The organism is Acidovorax sp. FG60, assembly GCF_057808995.1.
Genome location: NZ_JBMDJC010000004.1, coordinates 230751 through 246146, shown reverse-complemented (window position 1 = coordinate 246146; position 15396 = coordinate 230751). Strand labels below are relative to the sequence as shown.

Annotated in this window: 9 protein-coding genes; 4 read left to right on the top strand and 5 right to left on the bottom strand. The window is 66.7% G+C overall.

Going from position 1 to position 15396, the window contains the following annotated elements:
* Positions 1-10: 10 nt before the first annotated feature.
* From secF to ACODS0_RS08260, 4 genes are all read right to left on the bottom strand, one after another.
* Positions 11-961 (bottom strand): protein translocase subunit SecF, encoded by a 951-nt coding sequence (gene secF / locus ACODS0_RS08275; protein ID WP_121421621.1) that lies wholly within the window; start codon positions 959-961, stop codon positions 11-13.
* A 12-nt stretch (positions 962-973) separates the two neighbouring features.
* On the bottom strand, positions 974-2857 hold the full coding sequence (gene secD / locus ACODS0_RS08270; RefSeq protein WP_228897166.1) for a protein translocase subunit SecD: 1884 nt from the start codon (positions 2855-2857) through the stop codon (positions 974-976).
* Positions 2858-3018: 161 nt separating this feature from the next.
* Positions 3019-3354: a preprotein translocase subunit YajC gene (yajC, locus tag ACODS0_RS08265; RefSeq protein ID WP_055400362.1), complete on the bottom strand. Its 336-nt coding sequence runs from the start codon at positions 3352-3354 to the stop codon at positions 3019-3021.
* A 301-nt stretch (positions 3355-3655) separates the two neighbouring features.
* Positions 3656-7231, bottom strand: a complete 3576-nt coding sequence (locus ACODS0_RS08260; protein WP_488834187.1) for an indolepyruvate ferredoxin oxidoreductase family protein — start codon at positions 7229-7231, stop codon at positions 3656-3658.
* 191 nt (positions 7232-7422) lie between these two features.
* Between ACODS0_RS08260 and ACODS0_RS08255 the strand changes: the two genes are divergently transcribed.
* From ACODS0_RS08255 to ACODS0_RS08240, 4 genes are all read left to right on the top strand, one after another.
* Positions 7423-7908 carry an Lrp/AsnC family transcriptional regulator gene (locus tag ACODS0_RS08255; protein ID WP_094289647.1) on the top strand — a complete coding sequence of 162 codons (486 nt, stop codon included), beginning with the start codon at positions 7423-7425 and terminating at the stop codon, positions 7906-7908.
* 385 nt (positions 7909-8293) lie between these two features.
* On the top strand, positions 8294-11275 hold the full coding sequence (locus ACODS0_RS08250) for a DUF2339 domain-containing protein (RefSeq protein WP_488834182.1): 2982 nt from the start codon (positions 8294-8296) through the stop codon (positions 11273-11275).
* Complete coding sequence (locus ACODS0_RS08245) at positions 11272-12756, top strand: DUF3999 domain-containing protein (RefSeq protein WP_488834179.1); 1485 nt, start codon at positions 11272-11274, stop codon at positions 12754-12756. Before ACODS0_RS08250 ends, ACODS0_RS08245 begins: the two co-directional genes overlap by 4 nt.
* A gap of 101 nt (positions 12757-12857) precedes the next feature.
* The gene (locus ACODS0_RS08240) at positions 12858-14618 is read left to right on the top strand and encodes an MFS transporter (protein WP_488834178.1); all 1761 of its coding nucleotides are present in this window, start codon (positions 12858-12860) and stop codon (positions 14616-14618) included.
* A gap of 142 nt (positions 14619-14760) precedes the next feature.
* Here ACODS0_RS08240 and ACODS0_RS08235 read toward each other — a convergent pair whose 3' ends face one another.
* On the bottom strand, positions 14761-15315 hold the full coding sequence (locus ACODS0_RS08235; protein ID WP_147433274.1) for a hypothetical protein: 555 nt from the start codon (positions 15313-15315) through the stop codon (positions 14761-14763).
* Positions 15316-15396: the final 81 nt, after the last annotated feature.

Genomic DNA, 15396 nt, shown 5'->3' with positions numbered 1-15396 from the left:
TATTAGCGGGTCAGACGGTGGCTCCGGCATGGGGATCATTCGGATCCCCATCTTTTCTGACGGGCTTGACAAGGTCCTCGCGTTTTACGCCCAGCCACATGGCGATGGCGGCTGCCACGAACACGGACGAGTAGATGCCGAACAGGATGCCGATCGTCAGCGCCAGCGCAAAGTAGTGCAGGCTGGGGCCGCCAAAGAAGAACATCGACAGCACCATGGCCTCGGTCGAAGCGTGGGTGATGATGGTGCGGCTCATCGTGCTCGTGATGGCGTGGTCGATCACCTCGTGCGTGCTCATCTTGCGGTACTTGCGGAAGGCCTCGCGGATCCGGTCGAAGATCACGACCGACTCGTTGACCGAGTATCCCAGCACGGCCAGCACAGCAGCCAGCACCGACAGTGAGAACTCCCACTGAAAGAACGCGAAGAAGCCCAGGATGATCACCACGTCATGCAGGTTGGCGATGATGGCGGCGACCCCGAACTTCCACTCGAAGCGGAAGGCCAGGTAGATCACGATGCCCACGACCACCATGGCCAGCGCCATAAGGCCGCCGTGCACCAGTTCCTCACCCACCTGCGGGCCGACGAACTCGGTGCGGCGCAGCGTGACCTCGGGGTCAGCGGCCTTGAGCGCGCCCAGTACCTGCTCGCTTTGCTGCGCGGATGTGACGCCCTTTTGCACGGGCAGCCGGATCATCACGTCGCGGGCGGTGCCGAAGTTCTGCACTTGCACGTCCGGATAGCCCAGGCCGGAAACCGTCTCGCGGACCTTGGCCAGTTCGGCGGGCTGGCTGTAGGCCACTTCCATGACCGTACCGCCGGTGAACTCCACCGACAGGTGCAGGCCGCGGGTCAGCAGGAAGAACACTGCGAGGGCAAAGGTGATGAAGGAGATCGCGTTGAAGATCAACGCGTGCTTCATGAAGGGGATATCTTTTTTGATGCGGAAGAATTCCATGGCCGTTGTCCTTTAGTTCGTCTTGGCCACGGCGGTGTCGGTATCTGGCTTCCAGACCGTACCGATCGACACGCTCTTGAGCTTCTTCTGGCGGCCGTACCACAGGTTCACCAGGCCCCGCGAGAAGAACACGGCCGAGAACATGCTGGTCAGGATGCCGATGCAATGCACCACGGCAAACCCGCGCACCGGGCCGGAGCCAAAGGCCAGCAGGGCCAGGCCTGCAATCAGGGTCGTCACGTTGGAGTCGAGAATCGTCGCCCAGGCACGCTCGTAGCCCGTATGGATGGCCGCCTGTGGCGAGACACCCGAGCGCAGCTCCTCGCGGATGCGTTCATTGATCAGCACGTTCGAGTCAATGGCCACCCCAATCGCGAGGGCCATGGCGGCAATACCCGGCAATGTGAGTGTGGCTTGCAGCATCGACAGAACCGCCACCAGCAGCAGCACGTTCACGCCCAGCGCAATGCTGGAGAACACGCCAAACAGCATGTAGTAGGCGCACATGAAGATGGCAATCGCGATCAGACCCCAGACCACGCTGTTGATGCCGCGCTCGATGTTGTCGGCGCCCAGGCTGGGGCCGATGGTGAATTCTTCGATGATTTCCATGGGCGCCGCCAGCGAACCGGCGCGCAGCAGCAGCGCGGTGTCGTTGGCTTCGGCCGTGGTCATGCGGCCCGAAATCTGCACGCGCCCACCGCCGATTTCGGTGCGGATCACTGGCGCGGTCACCACTTCGCCCTTGCCCTTTTCAAACAGCACGATGGCCATGCGCTTGCCTACGTTCTCGCGCGTGATGTCCTTGAAGATGCGCGCACCCTTGGCGTCCAGCGTGAGGTTCACAGTGGGTTCCTGCGTCTGGCCGTCAAAGCCCGGCTGGGCATCGGTCAGGTTCTCGCCGGTCAAGATCACCTGTTTCTTGACGATGACTGGCTGGCCGCTGCGTTCCAGATAGCGTTCCGAGCCGAACGGCACGGGGCCACGGCCAGTCTCGGCGGCGCGGGCTTCGGTGCCCTCGTCCACCAGGCGAACTTCCAGCGTGGCGGTGCGGCCCAGGATGTCTTTGGCCTTGGCCGTGTCCTGCACACCGGGCAGCTGCACCACGATGCGGTCCAGGCCCTGCTGCTGGATCACTGGTTCGGCCACGCCCAGTTCGTTGATCCGGTTGTGCAGCGTGACCATGTTCTGCTTGAGCGCCTGCTCCTGCACCTTGCGCGTGGCTTCGGGCTTGATGGCAACGCGCAGCTTGAATTCAGTGCCCTCGGGCGTGCTGGCGACCTGGAGGTCGGGGAACTGGTCCGCAATCAGGTTGCGGGCTGCAGTCATCGTGGCTTCGTCGCGCACCTTGATGTCGATGTTCTGCCCTTCGCGGCTGATGCCACCGTGGCGAATGCTCTTGTCGCGCAGTGCGGTGCGGATGTCGCCTGCGTACGACTCGGCTTTTTTGGTCAAGGCCGCCTGCATGTCCACCTGCAGCATGAAGTGCACGCCGCCGCGCAGGTCCAGGCCCAGGTACATGGGGTTGGCGTGCAGGGATTTGAGCCAGACGGGCGAGCGGGACACCAGGTTCAGCGCCACGATGTACGAGGGATCGCTGGCGTCGGGCACCAGGGCCTTCTGGATCGCGTCCTTGGCCTTGAGCTGCGTGTCGGGCGCATCGAAACGCGCGCGCACCGAGTTGCCTTCCAGTTCCACGAAGTCTGGCGTGACGCCAGCCGCCTTGAGCGCCTCTTCCACCCGCTGCTGCACGGCGGTGTCCACCTTGACGGTGGCTTTGGCCGACGAAACCTGCACGGCAGGTGCCTCGCCGAAGAAATTGGGCAGGGTGTACAACACCCCCACCAGCAGCACGATCACCAGGATCGCGTACTTCCAGACCGGATAACGGTTCATGATCGCGCTCTTATCTCAGTATTTCAGGCGCTGTGTGCGCCGATCCCCTCATGCCAGCGGACACCGTGGAACTGGCGTTGCCAGGCCACGGGCGTCGTCCCCCTTCCCGCGCGCAGCGCGAGAGAAAGGGGAAGCGGCGCAGCCGCTCAGGGGGTTGATCCTCACTTCACCGAACCCTTGGGAAGCACCTGAACCACGGCGCTGCGCTGCAGCTGCACTTCCACGCCGCTGGCGATCTCGATGTGCAGGAAACCTTCGGACAGGCGCGTGACCTTGCCGACGATGCCGCCTGCGGTGGCCACTTCATCGCCCTTGGCAATGGCTTCGATCATGGCGCGGTGTTCCTTCTGGCGCTTCATCTGGGGGCGGATCATGACGAAGTACAGCACCACAAACATCAGCACCAGGGGCAGCATGCCCGTGAGCGTGGACATCATGTCGCCGCCGCCAGCGGCTGCTGCGGGTGCGGTTTGGGCAAAAGCGGAAGAAATAAACACGGACTGGACTCCACAACGGATGTTCAAAATTCACACAACCCGCCAGAGGCAAGCGCCATAGCGCCTGTCAGGGCAGAACAGGGCATTGTATGCGGCGCCCCGCCTGTGTCCCCAGGAGGAAGACCCAAGGCGGCAGCGGGTGTTTGCCGCGCCAGGCGGCGCAGGGGATGGATTGACAGTTATTTAGGTAAAAATGGCTGCTAGCGCTTGATGGTTATGCATTTATAGCTCATCAATTAATAGCAAAAAGCCCGCGCCAGGCGCGGGCTCTCCGCCCCAAACGGCCGCTGCGGGCCGTGTGTCAGGCCGCCTGGCGCCGGGGCTCGGTCACCTTGCCGCTGCGCCACTGGGCCATCAGGCCGTCCCATTTGGGGCGTGCCGCTTTCAGGTGGCGCTCCTTCACGTGGCCATAGCCCCGGATCTCTTCGGGGATGCGGGCGATCTCCACGGCCAGGGCCAGGTTGCCCGCATTCAGCGTGGCCAGCAGTTCGTCGATGCAGGCGCGGTATTCCACGATCAGCGCGCGCTCCATGCGGCGCTCCTCGGTCTTGCCGAACACGTCCAGCGCCGTGCCGCGCAGACCCTTCATCTTGGCCAGCAGGCCAAAAGCGCTGCGCATCCAGGGGCCGAAGGGCTGCTTGACGAGTTCGCCCTTGTCGTTCTTCTTGGCCGTCATGGGTGGTGCCAGGTGGTGCACCAGCTTGTAGTCGCCTTCGAACATGTTGGCGATCTTGTCCGTGAAAGCCTGGTCGGTGTGCAGGCGCGCCACTTCGTACTCGTCCTTGTACGCCATGAGCTTGAACAGGTAGCGGGCCACGGCTTCGCTCAGGCGGGTGCCGACGTCCAGCCGCGATTCGGTCGCCTTCACCTTCTCGACAAACGCGTGGTACTCGGCCGCGTAGGCCGCGTTCTGGTAGCCAGTGAGGAATTCGACACGCTTGGCGATCATCTCGGTCAGCGAGGGCTTCTTCACAAACTGGATCACCTGCGCAGCCTGGAACAGCGCCTGCACCGACGCCAGATCGTGCGCGCAGCGGCGGCCCCATTCAAACGCCGCCTTGTTGTTGTCCACCTGCACGCCGTTGAGTTCCATGGCGCGCATCAGCGATGCCAACGTCAGCGGCACGCGGCCCTTTTGCCAGGCGTAGCCCAGCATCAGCGGGTTGGTGTAGATGCTGTCGCCCAGCAGCTGGGTGGCCACCTGCTCAGCGTCAAAGCTGCCCACACCGCCTGCGCCGACCGCCGCGGCAATGGCGCTGTCGCAATTGGCGCCGGGGAACTGCCAGTCCGGGTTGGTCACGAAGGCCGCCGTGGGCGTCCCGTGCGTGTTGAGCGCTACAAAGGTACGGCCCGGCTGCATCACTGCCAGCGTGTACTTGTGGGCCGCCACGATGGAATCGCAACCGATTACCAGGTCCGCCTTGGCCGTATCGACCTTGGTGGTGTAGATGGCTTCGGGGCGGTTGGCGATCTGGATGTGGCTCCAGGTGGCGCCACCCTTCTGGGCCAGGCCGCCAGCGTCCTGCGTGATGACGCCCTTGCCATCCAGGTGCGCCGCCATGCCCAGCAGCGAGCCGATGGTGATCACGCCCGTGCCGCCCACGCCGCCGACCACGATGCCCCAGGCGCTTTCAGCCACGGGTAGCACGGGTTCAGGAATGGAGGGCAGCGCCGACAGGTCGCCCTTCTTTTCCTTCTTGGGCTTCTTGAGCTTGCCGCCCTCCACCGTGACGAAACTGGGGCAGAAGCCGTTGACGCAGGAATAGTCCTTGTTGCAGGTGCTCTGGTTGATGCGGCGCTTGCGGCCAAATTCCGTCTCCACCGGCTCGACGGAGAGGCAGTTGGACTTGGTCGAGCAGTCGCCACAGCCCTCGCACACCAGCTCGTTGATGACCACGGTCTTGTCGGGCGTGGCCAGCGTGCCGCGCTTCCTGCGGCGGCGCTTTTCGGTGGCGCAAGTCTGGTCGTAGATGATGACCGTGCAGCCCTTGATCTCGCGGAACTGGCGCTGCAGCGTGTCGAGCTCGTCGCGGTGGTGCACCGTCACGCCCTCGGCCAGCGGTACGCCGTCGTACTTCTGCGGCTCGTCGGTCACGATGATGAGCTTGACCACGCCCTCGGACTTCAGGCTGTTCATGATCTGCAGCACCGAGTGACCTTCAGGCCGCTCGCCCACCTGCTGGCCGCCGGTCATGGCCACGGCGTCGTTGTAGAGCACCTTGTAGGTGATGCTGGTGCCTGCCGCGATCGACTGGCGGATGGCCAGCAGCCCGCTGTGGAAGTAGGTGCCGTCGCCCAGGTTGGCGAACACATGCTGGTCGGTGGTGAACGGCGCCTGGCCCACCCAGGTCACGCCCTCGCCGCCCATCTGCGTGAAGGTGGAGGTGTTGCGATCGGGCATCCAGTTGGCCATGTAGTGGCAGCCAATGCCGGCGACGGCGCGCGACCCCTCGGGCACGCGGGTGCTGGTGTTGTGCGGGCAGCCGCTGCAGAACCACGGGGCGCGTTCGCCCGTGTCCACCTTCAGCTCGGTCATCGCGCGCTCGCTGGCTTCGATGACGGCAATGCGCGAATCCATGCGCGCGATGATGTCGCTCGATACGCCCAGCTTCTTCAGGCGCTTGGCAATCGCCTTGGCGATGATGGCGGGGGTCAGGTCGGCCTTGGCACGCAGCAGCCAGTTCTGGCTGGGGTTGGGCATGCTCCATTCGCCGCCCGTCGCATCGCCTTCGGGCTCGTCGAACTTGCCCAGCACATTGGGGCGCACGTCGGCGCGCCAGTTGTACAGCTCTTCTTTCAGCTGGTATTCGATGACCTGGCGTTTTTCTTCCACCACCAGGATCTCTTGCAGGCCTTGTGCAAAGTCGCGCGTGATGGTGGCTTCGAGCGGCCACACCACGTTGACCTTGTGCACGCGGATGCCCAGCTGGCGGCAGGTGTCGTCATCGAGGCCCAGGTCCACCAGCGCCTGGCGGGTGTCGTTGTAGGCCTTGCCGCTGGCAATGATGCCGAAGCGGTCGTTCTTGCCTTCGATGACGTTGTAGTTGAGCTTGTTGGCGCGGATGTACGCCAGGGCCGCGTACCACTTGTAGTCCATGAGACGCGCTTCCTGCTCCAGCGGCGCATCGGGCCAGCGGATGTGCAGGCCGCCCGGCGGCATCACGAAGTCCTCGGGCATCACGATCTTCACGCGGTCCGGGTCGATGTTGATGCTGCTGGAAGACTCCACCACCTCCTGGATGGTCTTCATGCCCGACCACACGCCCGAGAAGCGGCTCATGGCAAAGGCGTGCAGGCCCATGTCCAGGATCTCTTGCACGCTGCTCGGGAAGAACACCGGCGTGCCGCAGGCCTTGAAGATGTGGTCGCTCTGGTGCGCGGCCGTGCTGCTCTTGCTGATGTGGTCGTCGCCCGCAATGGCGATCACGCCGCCATGCTTGGCGGTACCCGCCATGTTGGCGTGCTTGAACACGTCCGAGCAGCGGTCCACGCCCGGGCCCTTGCCGTACCAGATGCCGAAGACGCCGTCGAACTTCTTGCTCTGCGGGTACAGGTCCAGCTGCTGCGTGCCCCAGACGGCCGTGGCGCCCAGCTCTTCGTTCACGCCGGGCTGGAAGACGATGTTGTTGGCCGCCAGGTGCTTCTTGGCAGCCCACAGCGCCTGGTCGTAGGTGCCCAGTGGCGAGCCCCGGTAGCCGCTGATGAAACCCGCCGTGTTCAGGCCCGCCACGGCATCGCGCTGGCGCTGCAGCATGGGCAGGCGCACCAGGGCCTGCACCCCGCTCATGAAGGCCCGGCCGTGGTCCAGGGAATACTTGTCGTCAAGCGTGACGGTTTCCAGCGCCTTGCGGACGGATTCTGGGAGTGGGGCATTCATGGCTATGTCTCCAATGGCTTTTTTGTGGGGTCCGCGCCTTGTGGGCCGGTGGGGGGCAGAGTCCATCCGCCCGTTTAGGGCCGCGACTCCAGTGTGGAGAGAAGTGTATGTCTGCGCCGCTGATATGTCTTTGCGTTCTGTGCCGTGTTTAGGCTATTCTGAGAAAGGATCTTTCTCATTGCAGTCATTTTGTGAACACTCTCGACAAATTCGATATCGCCATCCTCAACGAACTGCAGGCTGACGCCCGCCTGACGAACGCCGAGCTGGCCCAGCGCGTGGGCCTGTCGGCCGCGCCCTGCTGGCGCCGCGTGCGGGCGCTGGAAGAGCAAGGCTTCATCAAGGGCTACCGCGCCGAGATCGACCGGCACAAGATTGGCCTGGGGGTGCTGGCCTTTGTGCGGCTCGATGCCGACCGCAGCACGGGCAACCTCACGCGCAAGATGGAAGAGGCCATCCGCCAGATCCCCGAGGTCGTGTCGTGTCACTACATCAGCGGCACCGGCACCTTCGAACTGCAGGTGGTGGCGCGCGACCTGGACAGCTTTTCGCAGTTCGCGCGCGACGTGCTGCTGAACCTGCCCAATGTGAAAGACATGCACACCAGCTTCTCGCTGGGCGAGGTGAAGGCCAGCGGGGCGCTGCCGCTCACGCACCTGGCGCGGGTCAAAGGGTAATTGCTATTAAATCAATAGCTGTTAGGGCTGATGGACGCGCGGAAAGGCCTGTTTTGGCTTCAAATCCGTGCAGTGCAAGCCCTCGCCCCGGGGCGAGGGGCTCGATGTGGCCGGGCGTCCTGCAAGGTAACAAGGCGTTAGGGCGTGGTTCCTGCGCAGGGTGTGCTGTATAAGCCTGCGGAACCACAGCGGGGCTGCCAAGCTGCCGCACGCACCCTCTCCGCCACGCGCCTGCAAGGCCCTGCACCTCGTGTCCCTGACCGGGGTGTTGGTTCGCAAGGTTGCTGCGCGAGCGGTTGCCGGTGGGTCTACCAATACGATGGCTCCTCTCGCGCACAGCCCCACGGCCTGCCGACCGGAGCCCAAAAAAGAGGGCGAGGGCGGCATGATCATCTGGGGCATTTTCTGGGGCGCGGTGCTGGGCTCGTGGTTCGGCGGTTACGGCGACTTCGGGCCGTTTGTGGGCGGCATTCTGGGCTTTTTCGCAGGGCTGTCGCTGCGCTGGGCGATCCGCTCTGCCATCCGCACCGAGCTGCAAGCGCACGCCACCAAGGCCACTGCCCAGCCCACGCGGGCACCGCAGGCAGCGCCGGTTGCCGAAGACCGGCCTGTGGCGGCAGCGCAAGTGGCGCAACGGCCTGCGCCACACGCACCCCCTCCACCGCCCACCCCCAGCGACGATCCTCGGGATGCGGACGACGCTTTTTGGGCCGGCGAACTCACGCCCCAAGGCCTGCCGCGCGTCCCTTCGTCGGCCCCGGTGGCCAACCGCACGGACGCGCCTGCCGCGCCCCGCAAGACAACAGCCCAGCCCGCGCAGCCCAACCCCGTCGAGCTGGCCGTGCTCGCAGCCAAGAACTGGCTCCTGGGCGGCAACACCATCGTGCGTGTGGGCCTGGTGATCCTGTTCATCGGCCTGTCCTTCCTTGCGCGCTACGCGGCGTCGGCGGGGCTGCTGCCGGTTGAATTCCGCCTGGCGGCGGTTGCAGCTGTGGGCATTGCGCTGCTGGGGGTGGGTTTCCGCAAGCGCACCGACAAGCCCGGCTTTGCGCTGGCCCTGCAGGGCGGCGGCGTGGCGGTGATGTACCTCACCGTGTTTGCGGCTTTCCGGCTCTATGGGCTGCTGCCGCCGCTCTGGGCCTTCGGGCTGATGATCGCGGTCTGCGCCGCCAGTTGTGCGCTGGCGCTGCTGCAGGATTCGCGGGCGCTCGCGGTGGCGGCGTTCGCCGGCGGCTTCGCTGCGCCCATCCTGCTGTCCACAGGCCAGGGCAGCCACGTGGGCCTGTTCAGCTACTACACCCTGCTCAACCTGGCGATTCTCTTCATCGCCCACAAGCGCTCCTGGCGCGTGCTCAACGTGGTGGGTTTTGTCGCCACCTTCGGCGTGGCCACGGCCTGGGGGGCGCTCAAATATGTGCCCGATCACTACGCCAGCACGCAGCCCTTCCTCGCGGGCTTTGTGCTGATCTACCTCGCCACTGCCATCCTCTATGCCCGCAACACGCCGACCAAGCTGGGCAAGACGGTGGACAGCATGCTGGTCTTCGGCACGCCGCTGGTGGGCTTTGGGCTGCAGGCCGGGCTGGTGCAGCCGTTTGAGCTGGGTGCGGCCTTCTCTGCGCTGGCCTTTGCGGCGGTCTACCTGCTGACCGCGACCGTGCTGGTGCGCCGCGCGCAAGCCAGCTGGCGCCTGCTCACCGAATGCTTCATCGCCATCGGCGTGGGTTTTGCCACGCTGGCCGTGCCGCTCGCGCTGGACGCGCAATGGACCTCGGCGGTGTGGGCGCTCGAAGGCGCGGGCGCCTTCTGGGTCGGCATGCGTCAGGCCCGCTGGATGCCGCGTGCCTTTGGCCTGGTGCTGCAGGTCGTGGCCATGCTGGCGTTCATGAGCGGCGTGGACAGCGGGGGCCTGCAGGTCTCGCCCCTGCCGCTGGCCAACCCGGCCTTCCTGGGCGCGATGCTGATTGCGCTGCCCGCGCTGCTGCTGGCCTGGTGGCTGCGCCAGCCGCTGCCCCACAGCGGTTCGGCCTGGGCCCAGGGCTATGCCAGGGTGGAGGTGCTGCTGCCCAACCCGGCCTACCTCTACGGCTTTGTCTTCTGGTGCCTGGCCTGGTGGCTGGAGATCACGCGCAGCGTGCCCGCCACCGAGGCGAATCAGTGGCCCGTCCCGGTGTTCTCGGACCGCGTTGCCGAACTGCTGGGCATGCTGGCCGTGGTGCTCAGTGCGGCCCTGTCGATGCTGCTCGGCCTGCGCACGCGCTGGGCCGTGGCCACCTGGCCCGCGCGCGCCACCATCGGCGTGCTGGCGCTGGGGTTCGTGGCGCAGGTGGTGGACGGCCACCGTGTGTTGAGCACCCCCGCCTGGGCCGTGTGGCCCATCGTGCTGGCGCTGCATGGGTGGATGCTGTTGCAGACCGATCGCTGGCAGGCGGCGGGCACTGAGGGCCCGTCCGACCAAAGCGCGCCGCGCTTCGGCTGGTTCCACGCCGCCACGGCCTGGCTGGTGACCTTGTTGCTGGCCGACTGCCTCTGGTCCGGCATCGGCAAGGCCGAGCTGTGGCGCACCTCGTGGGCCGGTGTGGTCCTGCTGGTCAGCGCGATTGCGGTGCTGATGCTGCTCGCGCTCTGGGCGGGCCGTGGCAACCAGCCTGCGGCACGCGCGGCGCTGCCCTGGCCGCTGAACCCCCATGCCGAGGCTTACTACTGGTTGGCGGCCCTGCCCCTTGCGGTGCTGGTGTTCGGGGGCGCGCTGCTGGCGGCCGTGCATTCGTCCGGACACACGGCGCCGCTGCCCTACATCCCGCTGCTCAACCCCACCGACCTGACCCTGGCGCTTGCGCTGGGCGGCCTGGTGTTCTGGCGGCGGGTGCTGCTCGCAGCGCTGCCGCCCCCGGCCCGCTCGGGCGGGGTCACCGGGCGCCATGCGCTGGTGGCCTTGGCGCTGCTCGCGTTCATCGTGATCAACACCGTGTGGCTGCGCGTGGCCCACCACTTCTTTGGCGTGCGCTGGGATGCGTCGGCGCTGTTCAACAGCTTCGTGGTGCAGACCGGCTACGCCATCCTGTGGACGCTGCTGGCGCTCAGCCTGATGGTGCTGGCACACCGCCGCGTGCAGCGGCCGCTGTGGCTGGTGGGCGCGGGCCTGCTGGGCGTGGTGGTGGTCAAGCTGCTACTGATCGATCTGTCCAACGCGGGGGGTGCCGAGCGCATCATTGCCTTCATCGCCGTGGGTGTGCTGATGCTGGTGGTGGGCTACTTTGCGCCTTTACCTCCGAAGTCGCCTCCGAAGTCGCCACCCAAGGCGGACGCCCCTGCGGAGCCTGCCGCGCCACCGCTGGCGCCATCGCAACCAGAAACACTGCCATGAAGAAGCCTGTCGCCCTGAACCTGCCCCTGGTGCTGGCCGCTGCCGCCCTGTCCCTGTGCACCGGCGTGGCCCAGGCGGCGGCCGATGCCAACAGCCCTGCGGCCTACGCCATCCGTATTCCCGTCACGCTCGCGGCCGATGCGCCGCTGCAGCGCGTGATGCTGCCCGCCGAGGTGCTGGTGCGCCTGCAAAGCCCGGGCTATGCCGATGTGCGCCTCTTCAACGGCGCGGGCCAGCCTGTGCCCATGGCACTGGCCGGTGTGGCGACGGCCAGCGCGCCCGAGGAGTCGGTGACCTTGCCCGCGTATCCCATCCTGGGCGCCGCCAGCACGGGCACGGCCGGGCTGGAGGGGCTGTCGCTGCGCATCGAGGAGCGCCAGGGCCAGCGTGTGGTGCAGATCGACACGGCCGTCACGACCACCACGGCAGGCCCCGCCACTCCGCAAGCCGTGCGCGGCGCGCTGCTCGACGCGCGGAATGTGCAGCTGCCCGTGGCCCGCATGGCCCTGGACGTGGATCTGCCTGCGGGCCAGCCCGTGACGTTCCGGGTGCAGGCCAGCGAGGACCTCAAACATTGGCAGCCACTGGCCGAGACCGTGCTCTACCGTGCCGACGCGGCAGTGGCGCCCACTGCACCGGGCCGCCTGGGCAACGACCAGGTCGACCTGCAGCGCGCCGACCTGAAGGGCCACTACCTGCGCGTGACCTGGGGCGACGCTGCTGTGACCCTGCGCGGCGCCACGCTGGCCACTTCGCGCAGCACGGGCCCGCGCGAGCGCGTCAGCGCCAGCATGGTCACGCCCGCCCTGGCCAACCCGCGTGAACTGGTGTTTGCGCTGCCGTTTGCCACACCGGTCGCGGCGCTTGCCATCACGCCGCCCGGCAGCAATGTGCTGATTCCAGTGCGCGTGCTGGGCCGCAACCACCGCGAGCAGCCCTGGTCGCCACTGGCCAGTGCCGTGGTCTACAAGATGGCAACCGGCGGCAAGGAACAGGCCAGCGGGCCCGTGGAGCTGGGCGGTGCCTCGGTGCGCGAGATCAAGATCGAAGCCGACCCCAAGACCCCCGGTTTTGCTGCCGCGCCCGCTTTGGCGCTGCAGTTCGAGCCCGCGCAGCTGGTGTTCCTGGCCAGCGGGCAGGGGCCCTTCACGCTGGCGGCCGGGCTGCCCGGGGCCACGGCGGCGGCCAGCGCCTTCCTGCCCCTGGCCAGCCTGGTGCCGGGCTACCAGCCCGCGCAGGAGAACACTCTGCCTGTGGCGCTGGCCGATGTAGCCCGGGCCGACATCACCGGCGGCCAGCCCGCAGACGGCGCGCTGGTGCCCGCTGCGGCGGCCAGCGGCGGCATCTCCACGCGCAGCGCCGTGTTGTGGGGCGTGCTGCTGGCGGGCGTGGCGGCACTTGGGCTCATGGCCTGGCTGTTGCTGCGGCAAACCAAACAGGCGGGCCACCAGGCCCCGGCTGCGCCGACCGATGCCCCATGACGAAGCGCGGCGCCGGTGATGGCCCGGTTGGCGCAGGCCCGCAGTGGGCTATTTGGCGCTGAGCCACCACGGCCGCGCCAACCGTCGCACAATGCGCAGACATGCCGCCATTGCCGTCCCACGAAAGCACGCGCAGCGTTGCGCCCCCGCCCTCCCCTGATGCCCCGGACCTGAGCCCGGGCGCCCCGCCGCAAAGCGATGCGGCTGCAGACCGTGCCGCGCGTGCGGATCTGGCGCATGGCACCGAAGAGTCCGTTGCCGCCCAGTTGGGGGACAGCGCGGCGCTGAACCAGGCGGCCTCGCTCTCACCGTTTGCGCCGTTGTCGGTGCCCGTGTTCCGCATGCTCTGGCTCACCTGGGTGGCGGCCAACACCTGCATGTGGATGAACGACGTGGCGGCCGCCTGGCTCATGACCACGCTCACCACCTCGCCCGTGCTGGTGGCGCTGGTGCAGACCGCTTCCACGCTGCCCGTGTTCCTGCTGGGCCTGCCCAGCGGCGCGCTGGCCGACATTCTGGACCGGCGCCGCTACTTCATCGCCACGCAGTTCTGGGTGGCGGCCGTGGCACTGGTGCTGTGCGTGTTCGTCATGGCCGGCGGCATGACGGCGCTGCTGCTGCTGGCGCTCACCTTTGCCAACGGCATCGGCCTGGCCATGCGCTGGCCGGTGTTCGCGGCCATCGTGCCCGAGCTGGTCAGCCGCCCGCAGCTGCCTGCGGCGCTGGCGCTCAACGGCGTGGCCATGAACGCCTCGCGCATCATCGGCCCGCTGCTGGCGGGCGCCATCATCGCCAGCGCGGGCAGCGCCTGGGTGTTTGTGCTCAACGCCGTGCTGTCCATCGTCTCGGGCCTGGTCATCATGCGCTGGAAGCGGGTGCACACGCCCAGCCCGCTGGGGCGCGAAAAGCTGACCAGCGCCATGCGTGTGGGCCTGCAGTTTGTGCGCCAGTCGCCGCGCATGCGCGCCGTGTTGTGGCGCATCTCCGTCTTCTTTTTGCACGCCACCGCGCTGCTGGCCTTGCTGCCGTTGCTGGCCAAGGGGCTCGAAGGCGGCGGCGCGGGCACCTTCACGCTGCTGCTGGCCAGCATGGGCGCGGGCGCCATCACGGCGGCCATGTTCTTGCCGCGCCTGCGCCAGGCCATGGCGCGCGATGTGCTGGTGATACGCGGCACGGCGCTGCAGGCCGCTGCCACGGGCGTGATGGCCGTGGCACCCAATGTGTACGTGGCCGTGCCCGCGATGTTCGTGGCGGGCATGGCGTGGATCACCACGGCCAACTCGCTGTCGGTGTCTGCCCAGCTCGCGCTGCCCAACTGGGTGCGCGCGCGTGGCATGTCCATCTACCAGATGGCCATCATGGGCTCCACCGCGCTGGGCGCCGCCGTGTGGGGCCAGGTGGCCACGCTCACCGATGTGCATGTGAGCCTGGGCATTGCCGCCGCCACCGGCGTGGTGGCCATGCTGCTGGTGCAGCGCCTGGTGGCCGACCGCAGCATGGAGGAAGACCTGAGCCCCTCGCGCGCCTTCAAGGCGCCCGTGGCCGACACACCGCCCGGATCAGGGCACCTGGTGGTCACCATCGAATACTTCGTCGACCCCGCGCGCGCCGCCGAATTCCGCGCCGTGATGCAGGAAAGCCGCCGCAGCCGCCTGCGCCAGGGCGCCCTGGGCTGGCAGCTGCTGCACGACATCAGCCAGCCCGCGCGGTATGTGGAGCGCATCGAGGACGAGTCGTGGACGGAGCACCTGCGCCGCTTTGACCGCGTGACCGCCTCGGATGTGGCGCTGCGCGACCGCAAGCTGGCCTTCCATGTGGGCGATGCGCCGCCGCGCGTGACGCGGTGGACGGTGGAGCAATGAGGGGCCTCCCCGGGTAGCTATGAATCACCCGCACATGCCGCTGGTGCAGACAATGCGGTAGCCCGAAAAAAAGGGAACACACGATGGTGTTCCCTTTCAATAGGAGCGTGCAACGCCCCGAAGCCAATGAGCGGCTGTTGGATCAGTCGGGCGAACCGGCCCAGATATCGGAACGCAAGCCCGCATCTGCGCCCACGGCTGCAGACTTCGCGCTCGCCGCCTTTGCCGTGACGTCGGTCACGGAGATCGCCACCGGACGAAGCGCATCGCCGCCGGAAACTTCACGCGAAGTCACACAAAACCATTCGCCTGGAATCGCCGCGACCACTGTGCCAGCATCACTTTCGCGCCCTGGGTTGCGGCCCAGCCATCCTGCAGTATTCGTCCGGATGGGTTTGCCGCTAGCGTCGATAGATGTGGAATTCCAGTCGTCGTTGCTCCCGGTGGAGTTGTCGCTGAATCGGATCACCAGCGTGGGGTTGGAATCGGCAGCCATGCCTTCTGCCAGGACGACGAACACTTTGCTGCCGTCCGGCAACGTTTTCCCACCTGCGCCCACAATCGTGCACGCCGCTGTCAGCGTGTTCTGCGATTGCACCGCAATCGTGCTGATGTTGAGCAGCTCTGCATGCACACCCGTGGCCATCGCCAGGCCCAAGCTCATTCCCAAAACACTCTTCAAAATACCTTGTCGCATGGTGCGATCCTCTCATTGTTAATAACAAACACGATCTGTGCTGGGGCACAGACCTCCTCCCTGTCTTCGGCGCTGGAACAG

Bases quoted from the DNA above. Each gene is read 5' to 3' on its own strand.
- secF (WP_121421621.1), bottom strand. From the start codon at position 961: ATGGAATTCTTCCGCATCAAAAAAGATATCCCCTTCATGAAGCACGCG.
- secD (WP_228897166.1), bottom strand. From the start codon at position 2,857: ATGAACCGTTATCCGGTCTGGAAGTACGCGATCCTGGTGATCGTGCTG.
- ACODS0_RS08260 (WP_488834187.1), bottom strand. From the start codon at position 7,231: ATGAATGCCCCACTCCCAGAATCCGTCCGCAAGGCGCTGGAAACCGTC.
- ACODS0_RS08250 (WP_488834182.1), top strand. From the start codon at position 8,294: ATGATCATCTGGGGCATTTTCTGGGGCGCGGTGCTGGGCTCGTGGTTC.
- ACODS0_RS08245 (WP_488834179.1), top strand. From the start codon at position 11,272: ATGAAGAAGCCTGTCGCCCTGAACCTGCCCCTGGTGCTGGCCGCTGCC.
- ACODS0_RS08240 (WP_488834178.1), top strand. From the start codon at position 12,858: ATGCCGCCATTGCCGTCCCACGAAAGCACGCGCAGCGTTGCGCCCCCG.
- ACODS0_RS08235 (WP_147433274.1), bottom strand. From the start codon at position 15,315: ATGCGACAAGGTATTTTGAAGAGTGTTTTGGGAATGAGCTTGGGCCTG.